The following is a 14,161-nucleotide window of genomic DNA, read 5'->3' as shown; positions in this document are numbered from 1 at the left end:
GCGTGCACATGCATGACGCCCGCAACCGATGGCATCTGGCCGCACGCCACCGCGATACACCGGCACGATCAGAACTTCACCGTGGCACGCGCCCAGTAGAACCGACCGAGCAGATCGTAGGTGGCCACATCGGTATTGGCATTGCCGACGTTGTTGGAGTAATACAGCGGCGGCTGTTTGTTGGCGATATTGTCCACGCCCACTTCGAAGCGCGTGTGCCACGGTTCGACGTTGTAGCCGAGCTGCAGGTTGTTGTAGACGTAGGCGCCGATCTTGCGCACCACCATCGGCTCGCTGGAGTCGGCCGACAGGCTCTGGTCCGGATCCGAATTGCCGATGGCGGTGTGGCCCACATAGCGGATGCGCCAGGTGGCGCTCCAGTCGTCCAACGCCCAGTTCACCGTACCCAGCGCACGCCAGCGCGGGAAATTGCCGTAGGCCTGGGTGTAGCGGCCGACGTTGTGGATGGTGACCGAGCTGGGGTCGGTGGTATCGGGCAGCACGTCGTAACGGGTGAGATAGGTGCCGTTGAGCCCGGCGCTGAGATTGCCCCATGCGGTGGGCGGCGCGCGGTAGGTCAGGTTGAAGTCCATGCCCTTGGCCCACAGCTTGCCCAGGTTGACGGTGGGTTCGGCGATGTAATTGATGGTGCCGTTGCCGTTGCGATGGATCAACGCGCAAAAGGAGCTGGCCGGGTTGGCGAAGCATTGATTGAGCACGGTCTGCGCCGACACCGTGGTGATGGTGTCTTCCAGATCGATGCGCCACCAGTCCGCGCTCAGCGACAGCCCATCGATCCACTGCGGGTCGTACACCAGCCCCACGTCGTAGGACTTGCCGGTTTCCGGCTTGAGCTGGTACCCGGCCACCGCCGCGCCGGACACCTTGCCCGACACCTGGCCGTCGGACTGCTGGTAGCTGCCGTCGGTGGGCACATTGGCGCAGGCCACGCTATTGCCGCCGGTATAGCCATTGCACGGGTCGTTGACGGTGGCCGCATCGCCGGCCACGCCGGCATACAGCTCGTTGATGTTGGGCGCGCGGAACACCTCCGACACCGTGCCGCGGATCAGCAGGTTCTCGACCGGGCGATACTCCAGCGAGATCTTGCTGTTGGTCTTGCTGCCGACCGAGCTGAAATCGGAAAAGCGCGTGCCCAGCGTGATGTTCAAGGCGTTGATGCCGGGCAGGTCCTTCAGCAGCGGAAACAGCGCTTCGGCATAGGCCTCCTTGACGTCGAAACTGCCAGCCAGGGTGGACGAACAGAATTCGATCACCCCGCACAGGCCGTCCTCATCGCCGGTCCATAACGGGTCGGAGGCGGTGGTCGAGCGTTCCTTGCGGTAGGAGACGCCGGTCGCCAGGCTGACCGTGCCGGCCGGCAGCTCGAACAGCGAGCCGTTGGCATTGGCCTCGAATTGCTTGACCGTGTAGACGCTGGTCACGATGGGGTTGACCACCATGCCCTGCAGGGTGGACAGGTTGGCGCTGTCGTTGAGGTTGAAGAAGTTCAGCGGCGTGCAGCCGGCGATCGCCGCGCCCGCGCTGCCGCACTTGACCACGCCGTCGCTGTCCAGAAACGACGGGCCGATGGCCTGGTTGAACGCGGCATAGTCGAGAAAGCCGTTGTTGATCGACTTCTGTTTGACCTTGCCGTAGTTGAAGGTGGCATCCCACTGCCAGGAACTGTCGCCGAAGCGGCCGCGCAAACCGGGGCTGATCTGGAAGTTGTAGGTGTTGTATTGATAGCTGCGATTGCCCAGCACGGTGGCGCGCGTGTTGAGGTCGTTGTAGGAGGTGCCGGTGCTGCGATCGGTGCCGAAGTTCACGCCGAACGGGTTGTAGTAGCTCTGCGACGACACCAGGATATTGTCGCCGTTGGCGAAGATCGGGATCGGCGCAATGATCGAGGCCGATTCGGTTTTACTGAACCAGGTGTTGACGTAGCCCTCGACGTTGTCGGTGAAGCGATAGGTGCCCAGCAAAAACGCATTGGTGCGCTTCTGCGGGGTCTGCAGCAGGTTGAATGGCTGGTAGTTGTAGGAGTCGGCGCTGGCGTTGTAACAGTGGAAATCGCCCGGACCGGCGCGACCGCTGACGCCGCTGTTGAGGGTGACGCGCCCGCAGCCGTTGGCCTGCGCAAGCTGCGTGGACTGATCCGAGCCATCGTTGAAATTCACGGTGCCGGTCGGCGTTGCGGACGAGCCCTGCTTCACCGGTTGCCCGTTGGTCAACGCAAGCGCGTCCTTGGAATAGTCGCGCGCCGCTGCCGAGACCGGATCGATGTTGTGGTAAGACAGGCCGCCGATCAGGCTGCCGCGCTCCCAGGTCTTGCCGGTGGTCAGGGTGAAGTTGCGCCGGTTGCCGTCGCCTTCGCTGCTGGTGCCGAAGTCGCTGCTGAACTGCACGCCATCGAACTGGCTGCGCAGGATGAAGTTGACCACGCCGCCGATGGCGTCGGAGCCGTACACCGCTGAGGCGCCGTCGCTGAGCACTTCGATGCGCTCGATCATGCTGGACGGAATCGCGTTGACGTCGTTGTAGGCCAGACGAATACCGTTGACCAGCACCAGCGTGCGTTTGTCGCCCAGGCCGCGCAGCGAAATGGCCGACGCACCGGTGCCACCGCCGTTGTTGGTGTATGGATTGGTGGCGTTGCCGGCGATCGACGGCAGCTCCTGCAGCAGATCGCCGACCGTGGCCTTGCCGGTCGCGGCGATCTGCTCCTGGCTGACCGTAACCACCGGGTTGGCGGTTTCGGTATCCACGCGGCGCAGACGCGAGCCGGTGACCACCACGCTGTCCAGCGTTTGTGGCGCATCGCCGCCGCTGCCGGCCTGCTGCGCAGACACCGGTGCGCTGACACCTGCAGACAGCGCCAGCAGCAGCGCGGCGCTGAGCGTGCTCGGCACCGGGCGCGTGGGCGTGCCGGTAGTCCGGGAAAAAGGCAACAGCGACATCGGCATGCAAGGCTCCTGATTCGTATGGCGGACAAACGATGGGCAACACACGCCCGTGCCGGCGGACACCAGCGCAGGGCAAGATGGGTGGCAGACGCGCACGCAGCGAAACTTCTCGCCAGCGCCGTGCTGCAGACATGCAGACAACCTGCGACGCGCACGGCCACGTAGAGTCATGCAGCAGCGCGTGTTGTCGGAAAGGGTGTTGGTTCCGCACCGGAGGCGCCCATGCGCTCCAGTTTCATCAGCTGGTCACAATGTGCCTGTGCGCACGCGCTACGTCTTGTCGCATTTGACGACAGCGCATGCGGAAAACAGCATGGTTGGCAAATGAACGGGCATGCGTTGGCGTTGCGCCCCGCAGCGATACCCGCAGGTGGACATCACGCGCAAAACGATGGCGATACACCCGAGGCGATGCATCGCTTGCAACCATGTGCGATGACAGTCGATCAGGCGTCGAGCAAACCTATGCATGCGGCCGCCCAGGACACGGCAGACGGCAACACCGCTTCAGCGATCGCCGGTCGAGGCCGCCGTGGCTGATGACGACCACGGTGAGGCGACGAGGCCGGCACGGTCGTCGCGGCGATGGTCCATCACCCGTACCAGGCCTGCACCTTCACTGCCGCTGCGCTGCCGGGCAACGCCACGCGATCGGCACGCGGGCCCTGCGCACGCGCCGGCTTGCCGTTCACGAGCATGCGCGTGAGCGTGGTGCCCTTGGGCACACGCAGGGTCAGCCAGGTGCACCTTGGGGACCGCTCCGGCAGTTGCACTTCGGCATCGATGCGGCGTGCCGCCACGTCGGTGCGCAGTGTCAGCGTGAGCTTGCCCCAGCGTGTGGGCGCAGCCGTGATGCCGATCGTAGCGCCACTGCCCAGCCACGCGCGCGGCAGCGCACGCGCAAGGAACACCTGCTCGCCTGCGCTGTCGTCGCTGACCAGCATCCAGCGCAGCAGCAACGGGATGGTCATCTGCGCAGGGATGCAGAACAACGGCATGCCACCGGTGATGCCGCTGACCTCGCCGGCGGTCCAGCTGCCGCGGGTATGCACCTGGTAGCGATGCGCATAGACGAACAACAGATACTCTTCGATGCGGTCCAGCCGCAGCAGCTGTTGCGCATAGCCGTAGGAAATGAAGCCGAGCAGATCGCGGCTGCCCGGCTCCGGCGGTGCGATGTTGGCCACCACGCCGATGCTGGTGCCGCCATGGCCGCGCAGGCAATCGATCACCAGGTTGGCCAGGTCGTCGGGCAGGACATCGGCCTGCAGCAATTCCGCATACGCGCGGTGCGGCCATTGCTGCTCGCTGGGCTTTTCCTGCAGCAACGATTGGCGAAAGGTCAGTGTGGTGCCCGGCAGCGGGCCGACATACGGCGGCGACAGCTCGCGGCGCACGTTGGCACGCAGGCTGGTTTCCAGCCGTGCACGCAACTGCCTGGCGCGACGCTGCCATTGCGTGGCCAGGCCGGCATCGCCACCGAGCGTGCTCCAGACCTGGGCGATGTCTTCCCAGCCGCGTATCGTCAGCGCGCTGTTGGCGTAGTACGGTTTCCACCACAGCGACGGGTCGGGGAACAGGCAGGCATCGGATTCGTTCCAGCCATGCAGCAGGCCATGGCCATGCGCGCTGCGCGGCAATGCCAGCGCCTGGTCGTGCAGCTCGCACAGCAGCTGCGCGGTGGCGGCGATCTTGGGCAGCAGGCGGCGCAGCCGCGTCGCATCGCCGGTGTAGCGCAGATAGCGCGCCAGCAGCGACAGGGTCAGCCCGAACTGCCCGACCTCCGGCCCGCGCATGTTCGGCAGGCCATCGTCCTGCACGAAGTCGTCGAAGTAGTTGTCCAGTACTGCGGCGGCCTGCGCGAAGCGGCCCCATTCCAGGTTGGCGTAGAACGAGCTGGTGAAGGTGTCCTGGAAGCCGTCGTACTCGTTGCCGTAGTAGTCGCGTTCCACCGCGCCGTACTTCGGATAATCGCCACCGGGGCGCACCACCAGCTCGCGCGCGAACGCGAATTGCGCCATGTCGTTCCAGCTGGCATCGGGCAGCTGTGCCTGCACCGTGCCGTCCAGGGCCTGCTGCCAGTACGCGGCGAAATCGATCAACCCCGCATAGAACTGCTCGGCGGTGGCCGGCTTGCGCGACGGCGCAAACGCCGGATAGCTGTGGGTGTAATGCACGCCGACGATCTCGCCGCCGCGCACGTGCAGCGTGCGATGCCAGGTCTGCACCACGAAGCGATCGCTGGCACGCACATCGGCAAACACCAGTACGTCGTACCAGCCATCATCCTCGCCTGCGCGCCGCATCACCTTGCGTACCGCCGGCATCCAGCCACCCAGCAGGCCCTCCTCGCGCCGTTTGATCAACGCCTCTTCGCCCAGCTCGGCGAAGGCATGTTCCGGCCGCGAGGTGCGGCTGCGGCCGTTGGGCAGGATCGGCATGGTGTCCAGGCTTTCGCGCGTGCCGACGAAGGTGGTCCACGGCCAGCGCCCGCCATTGTCCTTGGGGTCGAGTCGCGAGGCCGGCGGCGGCGCGACATCGCGCACCTGCGCCTCGTCCGGATCGCCATCGCGCAGCAGGCGGTCGGCGAGCAGATCGGCCTGCGCCATCGCCACCTCGGCCAGCGACATCCCGAAGTACGGCTTGGCCTCGGCCGGATAGGCCGGCTCGGTGCGTTTGTCCAGGCGCAGCATGCCGCTGTCGGTCCACAGCGTCAGCTGGCCCTGCGGATCGTCGAGGTGCTCGTAGACGGTCCAGTCCTGCTGCAGATGCCGAAAGCGGCAAAGCGTGCTGCCCACATGCGCGGCCGACGGCAGCGCCTCAAGACGCGGCAGTGCCGGTGGCGGCAACGTCGCCGGGGTGTGCGGCGTGCCCGGCAGCGCGAGCGCGGCACCCGCGCCCACCGCCGCGGTTGCCGCCATGCCCTGACGCAAAAAGCTTCTGCGGTCCATCGTCGCGCCCTCGGTTGATCTCATCCACATCGTGCGCGACGGCGCGGCTTGCGTCTTGTGGCAGCTGTCTGGCACGTATGCGGAAATCCGCACACAAGCAGCTGTTGCTGCGCAGCCATCGCGGCGACGCACAGCGCCTGCCGGTCGCCACCCCTGCCATTTAGCCACGTGACTTTCTGGCCACGCCGGTATCTGCGGTGGCAGCCACACTGGCTGCACAGACGCAGGCGGCACTGTCGCCAGACCGCCGCGTAATCCACGCCCACCTACAAGGAACGTCATGCAGCCATCCCCATCGCGCATCGCACACAGTGCCCGCGCCGCAGCGCGGTTTTTCGATGCCGGCAGCGCGTCCGCCAGGCAGTTGCAACGTCCGGCACATTGCTGGCTGTGGCTGGCCCTGATCGTGCCCTGCATCGCGCAGGCGCAGGTGGATCTGTCGCAGCTGGATGCCGAGATGGCCGCGCCGCGCACCCAGGTGCTGGTGCTCGGCAGCGTGCACCTGTCGCAGTTGCCCAAGGGCAGCGACATCCGTGCAGCGCGCCTGCAACCGCTGATGGACCGGCTGGCCGCGTACGCGCCGACCATCATCACCACCGAGGACCTGTCGGGCGAAACCTGCGACCTGATGCGGCGCCATCCTGCCGTCTATCTGCCCGAGGACACCACGACCTATTGCCCCGACACCGGCGAGGCAGCACGTGCCACCGGGCTGGACGTTCCCGCCGCTCTCGGTCAGGTCCGTACAGCGCTCCGCAGCTTGCCGAGTGCGCCCACCCCGGCACAGCGCCGGCACCTGGCCGCGCTGTTTCTGGCCTCGGGCGAGCCGCCTTCTGCGCTGGTGCAATGGCTGCAGCTTGCACCGGCAGAACAGCGCAGCGGCGATGGCCTGGATGCGGCGCTGGTGGCGCGACTGCGCAGCATGGAACAGCGCCCCAACGAGAGTTACCAGATCGCCGCGCGATTGGCGGCGCGTCTTGGCCTGCAGCGCGTCCACCCGGCCGACGATCACACCGGCGACAACGTGGACCTGGGCGACCCGGCGGCGTACGGCAAGGCGATCCAGGCCGCCTGGGACAAGGCCGCGCCGCAGGCGCGCGCCATGCGTGAGCACGAGGACCAGCTGACAAGTCAAGGCAAGTTGCTGGAGCTCTATCGCGCGATCAACCTGCCGGCCAGCCAGCAACTGGCCATCGCGGCGGATTTTCGCGCCGCATTGAGCGAGGGCTCGCCGCAGCGCTACGGTTACCGCTACATGTCCGGCTGGGAAATCCGCAACCTGCGCATGGTGTCCAACGTGCGCGCCAGCTTTGCCGAACAACCTGGCGCAAAAGTGCTGGCAGTGGTCGGTGCCATGCACAAGCCCTGGTTCGACAACTGGCTGGGACAGCTGCAGGGCGTGGATATCGTGGATGCGGCGCAGGTGTTGGGTGCCGACGGAAAGTGAGCGACAGTGAGTACAACGGCTTCAGCATGACGCTCTAAGTCAAAAGCCTGATTGGTCGAGCGCGCGGTGCCCTCGCCGCTCGTGGGACACGCCGTGAACCTTTCGCTGGGGGCGCGGTTTCGGCATCCATGCCGCCATACGGTCCCGCAACCGGCGAGGACACCGCACCAGAGAGTTGGTCGGTGATTTGGCAAAAATCTGCTTGTTGCTCGGGGTGCATTGGAAGGCTGATCGGAGGCGACGCTCCAAACAACACACGTCATGTTTTGCTCGCGACCTTGCGCGCCGACCATCTCGACTGGTCCTTGCCCGCCTACCGTCGCGGGACCTTACGCGGCATGGATGCCGCGTAAGAGCCTACAAGGACGTACTTGCGGCGTGTCCCGCGATGGTGGGCGGGCAAGGGCCCGGCAGCCGGGTAACAGATCAGCCGCTCTACGCTTGCGAGCTGCCCGCACGGTCCTAACACCCGCAGACAAGACAACTGCAGTTATCGATACCGGCATAAGCAGCAGCCATCAATTCGCTGACTCCACGAAATGCAGAACGTAAATCCGGTTTCAGGTGCAGCCAGATGCGGCATCACGGCGAAGGCCGTGCACCTAATGCACTAGATCGACAACCGGCCTTCGTCAATCCAGGCTCTCAGGTCAGCACATCCAGCAAGCTGCCCAGCATCTCGTCGGAGCGCCGTAGTGCAGTGGCGTTGGCCTGGAAGTCGTTGCGTGCCGAGAGGCCTTCGACCAGATCGGTGGCAGGTGCCGATGGATCGGAGGCGGCATCGACCACGCTGGCCGCCACGCCGGCATTGGCCTGCGTACTGGCTGCAACGGCCTGACGTGGACTGCCGTCCACCGGCTGGCGTGCCACATTGCTGGCGGCCACCTGCTGACGCAGCGCGGCGACCTGCATTCCGGAACTGGCGATGCTGCTGATGCTCATGATGGCTCCGGTGCGGAAACGATGAAAAACCCGATGATGCTCGTCTATTCACAAACCAGCGCAGTGCCGATGACAGGGCGCGCCGTACTGCCGTCGCTATTACCGCAAACAAGCCACACGGCAAGCCCTCCTTGCGCGAACAACACCGGCGGACAGGAACCGCGACCCACCCGTGCCATCCGATTTCAGCCACGCCCGCCTCCAGGCCGCGCAGCGGTCTGACGCAGGCTCAATAGGTGCCTACCCGCACGCGCAACACCACCGGCACCTCGCCCGCCGCATCCACCCGCCCGACGTTGAGCCCGTAGTCGGTCTGGTCGCCGTTGAGCTGTCTTTCGACCTGCCAGCGCCCGTCCACGTACCGCCCCTGTTCCACCCGCAACAGTTGTCCATGACGGGTATCGGCCGCCTCGCGGAAAAATTCAATCCGCGCGGCCATGCCGGTGACCAGGAACTCCTCCGGCCCCAACTGCGCCACCAGCAGCCGGCCGGCGTGGTCGTCGTTGCCGGGCAGGATCGCCGGCGCATCGCCCCACATCGGCGCACCGAACGACACCTTGGCCTGCCAGTCGCCGAAGCGCAGCGTGCGTTGCGGCGCGCCGGGCTGTTCGGCCACCGCCTGCAGCCGGCCGTCGAAGGCCGCATGGGCGATCACGCGCTGCAGCGGCGCCAGCAGTTTGAAGTTGGCGGCGTGCGCGGCGATCGCGTCGCGGTTGGCCTGGCTGTACTGGTTGCCATCCATGCCGAACACCGAAAAGCCGATCCCGCCCTGCCCCAGTACATGGAACAGATACGGCGCGGTGGCCGCTTCGAAGCCGGTTTCCGAAACCCACGCGGGGTTGTCCGGCCGCGCGTACTGACCGATGACCTTGGTGTATTCGTTGTAGTCGTTGGTATAGATATCGGTACCGATGAAGTCGATCGACGGCGTGGCCGCACGCCACAGCGCGAACACGTTCACCGTCGCACCGCCGGACGGATAATCCAGGCCCGGATAGCGCTTGCCCTTGTAACGCAGCCAGGTGTTGACGTAGAGCGGCAGCGGATACGCACGCTTGCCGGCTGCGGCCACCTGCTCGATATACGCCGCCGTCGCATGCGCATTGAAGGCTTCGGCAGCTTCTGCACCGAACAGTTGCTGCCAGCTGCCCTGCGGTTTGCCCAGCGCCTGCGCGATCGTAGCGGGCACCGGTTGCGCGAACGCCGCCTCGCCGGCCGGGCCATGGTCGCGCACCGTGCCGATCGCGCCGGGCTCGTTTTCCACCTGTACCAGGATCACCGTGTGGCGGTCGCCATCGACCTTGCGCAGGTGCTGCATCAATGCGGTGAAGGCGCGCGCATCGGCCTGCACGTTGGCGGCCACATGCGGCGACAGCACATCCACCGGCTCGCCATTGGCATCGCGCATACGCGGGTACGTGGCGTCGTCGCGCTTGATCCACTCCGGCACGTAATGCATCTGGCCGTTCTTCCAGCTGCCGAACCACAGCAGGGCCACGCGCAGGCCGCGCTTGCGCGCGCCGGCAATCAGGGCATCCACGTTGGTGGTATCGAAGCGCCCGGGCGCCGGCTCGAACTGCTCCCAGTACACCGGCGCTTCCACTGTGTTGGCATGCAGGGCGACTACCTCGTCCAGCGCCTTGGGCAGCACCGCCGGCCAGGCGCTGGAATTGTGCAGCTGTGCGGCCAGCACGGTGTACGGCGCGCCATCGACGAACAGCGCATGGCGGCCATTCTGGGTGACCAAGCGCGGCAACTCTTCCGCGCTGGCCAGCAGCGGCACGCAACCGGCCAGCACCGCCAGCGACCACAGCAGGGCTGCAATGCGGCTGCGCGGCCGCGGCATCTTCTGGGCAAACAAACGCATCATCGCGCCTCCGACGGTAGGGAATTCCAATGCGGCGTGGGTTCGTCGCGCAGATGGCGCACGAAGAAGTCGTACTGGCGACGCAGCACATAGTCGATCGGGCCGCTGGAACGGCCTACCGAATGCTCGCCACCAGGCACGTTGAGCAGCTCGAAGTCCTTGCCGGCCTTGATCAGCGCATCGACCACCTGTGCGGTGGAGGCCGGGTCCACATTGCTGTCCTGCTCGCCGACGATCAGCAGCAGGTCGCCCTGCAACTTGGCCGCATTGACCACGCCCGAGGCCTGCGCATAACCGGCGTCCACCGGCCAGCCCATCCACTGCTCGTTCCAGCTGATCTTGTCCATGCGGTTGTCGTAGCAACCGGCGAACGCCACGCCCACCTTGTAGAAGTCCGGATAGCGCTCGAGCGCGCCCAGCGTGCTCTGCCCGCCGGCCGAGGCGCCATAGATGCCGACCCGGCCGATGTCGTAGGAAGGGTCCCTGGCCGCCAACGCACGGTGCCAGGCGATGCGATCGGCAAACCCGGAATCGCCCAGGTTCTTCCACGCCACATCATGGAAGGCCTTGGAGCGGTTGGCGGTGCCCATGCCGTCGATCATCACCACGATAAAGCCCAGATCCGCCTGTGCCTGCATGCCGATCTGCTTGTCGCCACCGGAGTGATAGCCGAACGGCCAGAACGTCTTCGGCACGAAGGAATCGTGCGGGCCGGCGTAGATGTTCTCGATCACCGGATACTTCTTGTGCGGGTCGTAATCGCGTGGGCGCACCACCATGCCCCAGATGTCGGTGCGCCCGTCGCGGCCCTTGGCCACGAAGGTCTCCGGCGCGCGCCAGCCGGCGGCCAGCAACCTGTCGATGTTGCCCTGCTCCACCTGCTGCAGCAGCCGGCCATCGATGCTGTGCAGCTCCATCACCGGGGCCAGGTCCGGGCGCGAGTAGACATCGACGTAATGCCGGCCATCGTCTGCGATCGCCACATCGTGATCGGCATCGCTGTGGGTCAGCCGGGTCAACCCGCGGCCGTCGAAATCCACGCTGTACAGCTGCCGGTAGTACGGGTCCTTGCCCGCATCCATGCCGCTGGCGGTGAACCAGATGCGCCGCTGCGCGTCGTCCACGCGCAGCACGTCGCGCACGATCCACGGCCCGCGCGTGAGCTGTCGCTTGAACCTGCCGCTGCGGCCATCGACCAGGTACAGGTGCCGCCAGCCGTCGCGTTCGGAGATCCACAGCAACTCATCGCCGCGCCCATCCACGTCATGCCCAAAACTGCGGTCGGCGTAGACGAAGGTGCGCGTATCTTCGCCGACCGCCACGTGCGCGCGACCGCTCTGCGCATCCACCGCGATCACCCGCATGCGCTGAAAGCCACGTTGCACGTAGTCGAAGCGCACACTGCGGCCATCGCTGCGCCACTGCAGCGGCGACAACGCGTACGGATTGGCGAACAAGGCGGTGTCCACCTCGCGGCGTGTGCCGTCCACGGCGAACAGCACCGGCCGCTCCACGTCCACCGCATCGCCGGGCTTGGGGTACAGCTGGATATGCACGCGTGGCTGGCCGCCGTCTGCAGGCGCCGCTTCCACGCGGGTGACGCGGCGGGCAAACCCGGGACGCACGCGATACACCGCCAGCCGCTGCGAGTCCGGCGACCAGGCGATGCTCTCCGGGTCGAAGTAATCGTCTGCACGTCCATCGTCGCTGAGCCGGGTCAGTTGTCCATCGGCAACGCGACGCAGCAGCAGGTTCCAGCCATCGGCGAGCGCCTCCCAGCGGCCATCGGGCGAACGGCGTGGCGTATTGTCGGCTGGCACCGCAGGGTCGCGCACCACACCGAAGCCGCGTGGACGCTGCTGTGCAGCGGCGTCATCGCGGGCGCAGCGATAGTCCGTCAGGCTGCAACGCCAGGGCGCTTCGCCAAGCGCGAAGCGAATCGCTCCGTCGCTGCGCTCGCCGTCCGGCGCATAGGCAAAGCGCTCGAATGGCAATTGCAACGCGGTATAGGGCGTGCTGGTCGCTGCACTCAACGCCTGCGCCACGCGCTGCTGGTCGAACGCGGGCGTTCTCTGCAGCGTGGCGACATCCCTACGGACAAAGGCGAATCCGCCCGGCACCGTCTTGCGGTAGTAGAACGTGCCGTTGTCCTGCCATTGCGCCGGCCAGGCCACGTTCTCGGTCAGCGTGCTCCATTGCGCGCGCAAGCCCAGCGCGCGTTGGTAATCGGCCACGCCTGGCGCGGCCTGTGCCGCAGTCGACAGCAATACGCTGCACGCAGCCAATCCATTCAAGCAGCCACGCAACCAGCGCGAGGCACCCGCGCCGCGGCGCAGCTCACTCGCCATCGTCCTCCTCCAACGCCAGTTCGTCGCTGCGCAAGCCGCTACGCGCGCCCCAGTGATAGATGAAGAATGCAATCACCGCCACGCTCAAGGTGTCGAACGGATGCGCGATCCAGCCGTGACCGCCGAACGTGCCGGCCCAGGACACCGCCATCACCAGCACGAAGAACACGATCAACCACAGCGATGCGCGCACCTGGCGCGACAGACGTGCCCTGCCCTGGCGCGATGGCAGGCGATACAGTACATACAGCACAAACGCGACCACCTGCAGGCCGAGCAACCACGACAAGGTGGGCCAGGTCGACCAATAGACGATCAAGGCGGCGACCATGAACGACAGCGGCCCCAGCACGGCAAGGCCACGGACGCGGAATGGCCGCGGCAAGTCCGGCGCACTGCGGCGCAACGCTGCCACCGTCACCGGCGCCACCGCATAACTCAGCACCAGGGCGGCCGACACCACGCCGATCAGGGTCTCCCACGAGGGGAACGGCAGCGTCCAGAAGATCGACAAGCCCAGGCTCAACCACAATGCCGGGCGCGGAATGCCCGATTGCGGATCCACCCGCGTCAGCACCGGCAAAAACCCGCCGCTGCGCGCCCAGCCGTACACCACGCGCGGGGTGGCATTCATGTAGATGTTGCCGGTGCCGCTGGGCGAGACCATCGCATCGCAGATCACCAGCGCTGCCAGCCACGCCATTCCCAACGCCAGCGCGATGTCGTGATACGGCAGTGCAAACACCTTGTCGATGCCGCTCCAGCCCGGTGCCAGTTGCGCAGCCGGAATGCTGCCCAGGAACGCCAGCTGCAGCAGCACGTAGATCACCGTGGACAAGGCCACCGACAGGATCAGGGCGATCGGGATATTGCGCTGCGGGTCGCGCACCTCGCTGGCCACCGACACGATCGGGGTCAGGCCCAGGTAGGCAAAGATGATGCCGCCGGCGGAGATTGCCGCCTCCACCCCGGCCATGCCCGCGGGCGCGAACCCGTGCACGCTCAGGTTGCCCGGATTGAAGTGCTTCATCAGCAGCACGATTACCAGGATCGGCACCAAAAACTTGAAGATGCTGACGATGTTGTTGGCCAGCGCGAAGGTCTTGACGCTGAAATAGTTGAGCAGGAAGAACAGCACCAGCAAGGCCAGTTGCACCAACCAGCCCCACACACTGGGATGGCCGCCGTTTGGCTGATTGAGCACCGGAAACCATGCCGCCGCATACTGGCGCGCCGCTTCCACCTCGATCGCGATCAGGCTGGAAAATGCGATCAGGGTGATGAAGCCGGTCAACGCCCCCAGCAAGGCGCCATGCGAATATTCCGGGTAGCGCACCACACCACCGGCGCGCGGCAGCGCTGCACCGAGTTCGCAATACACCAGGCCGAGCAGCAGCACCGCGATGCCGCCGAGGATCCACGACAGGATGCCGGCCGGTCCGGCGATGGAAGAGACGTGGCTGGCCGAGAACAACCAGCCAGACCCGAAGATCGAACCCAGCCCGATAAAGGTCAGGTCGGTCAGGCTGAGCCGCTTGTGGAACTTGCCTTGCGTGGTCGCACCGTGTGTGGTCATTGGTCGCCCCGAAGCGTGGATAGCGGGTTGGTGTTGCGAAGAACGTCGGCGGGTTGCGTCCTGG

8 protein-coding genes are annotated in these 14,161 nt (G+C 66.0%); 2 read left to right on the top strand and 6 right to left on the bottom strand.

All coding sequences use genetic code 11. The features are described from left to right. Positions 1-68 precede the first annotated feature (68 nt). Complete coding sequence (locus FHT09_RS06070) at positions 69-2,966, bottom strand: TonB-dependent receptor (protein ID WP_104606460.1); 2,898 nt, start codon at positions 2,964-2,966, stop codon at positions 69-71. A gap of 222 nt (positions 2,967-3,188) precedes the next feature. Between FHT09_RS06070 and FHT09_RS06065 the strand changes: the two genes are divergently transcribed. Then, a complete protein-coding gene (locus FHT09_RS06065) occupies positions 3,189-3,506 on the top strand; it encodes a hypothetical protein (RefSeq protein WP_181141349.1) in 318 nt (105 codons plus the stop codon). 53 nt (positions 3,507-3,559) lie between these two features. On the opposite strand, the gene FHT09_RS06060 is transcribed toward FHT09_RS06065, so the two are convergent. Beyond that, complete coding sequence (locus FHT09_RS06060) at positions 3,560-5,917, bottom strand: Tat pathway signal protein (RefSeq protein ID WP_104606461.1); 2,358 nt, start codon at positions 5,915-5,917, stop codon at positions 3,560-3,562. Between the two features lie 280 nt (positions 5,918-6,197). On the opposite strand from FHT09_RS06060, the gene FHT09_RS06055 reads away from it, so the two are divergent. Then, positions 6,198-7,364, top strand: coding sequence for a DUF5694 domain-containing protein (locus FHT09_RS06055; protein ID WP_258077232.1), 1,167 nt, complete (start codon positions 6,198-6,200; stop codon positions 7,362-7,364). Positions 7,365-8,009: 645 nt separating this feature from the next. Here FHT09_RS06055 and FHT09_RS06050 read toward each other — a convergent pair. The 4 genes from FHT09_RS06050 to FHT09_RS06035 form a co-directional block, all read right to left on the bottom strand. Further along, entirely contained in the window at positions 8,010-8,306 is a 297-nt protein-coding gene (locus FHT09_RS06050; RefSeq protein WP_104606462.1) for a hypothetical protein, read from the bottom strand. A gap of 229 nt (positions 8,307-8,535) precedes the next feature. Continuing rightward, entirely contained in the window at positions 8,536-10,173 is a 1,638-nt protein-coding gene (locus FHT09_RS06045; RefSeq protein ID WP_146096529.1) for a DUF5597 domain-containing protein, read from the bottom strand. Continuing rightward, the gene (locus tag FHT09_RS06040; protein WP_184416876.1) at positions 10,173-12,521 is read right to left on the bottom strand and encodes a S9 family peptidase; all 2,349 of its coding nucleotides are present in this window, start codon (positions 12,519-12,521) and stop codon (positions 10,173-10,175) included. Before FHT09_RS06040 ends, FHT09_RS06045 begins: the two co-directional genes overlap by 1 nt. Continuing rightward, positions 12,511-14,097 carry an APC family permease gene (locus FHT09_RS06035; RefSeq protein WP_104606465.1) on the bottom strand — a complete coding sequence of 529 codons (1,587 nt, stop codon included), beginning with the start codon at positions 14,095-14,097 and terminating at the stop codon, positions 12,511-12,513. The genes FHT09_RS06040 and FHT09_RS06035 overlap by 11 nt, the downstream gene beginning before the upstream one ends. Positions 14,098-14,161: the final 64 nt, after the last annotated feature.

This window comes from Xanthomonas sp. CFBP 8152, from assembly GCF_014199025.1.
Classification (GTDB): domain Bacteria; phylum Pseudomonadota; class Gammaproteobacteria; order Xanthomonadales; family Xanthomonadaceae; genus Xanthomonas; species Xanthomonas arboricola_B.
The sequence above is the reverse complement of the archived record's forward strand: the minus strand, read 5'-3'. Positions and strand labels throughout refer to the sequence as shown.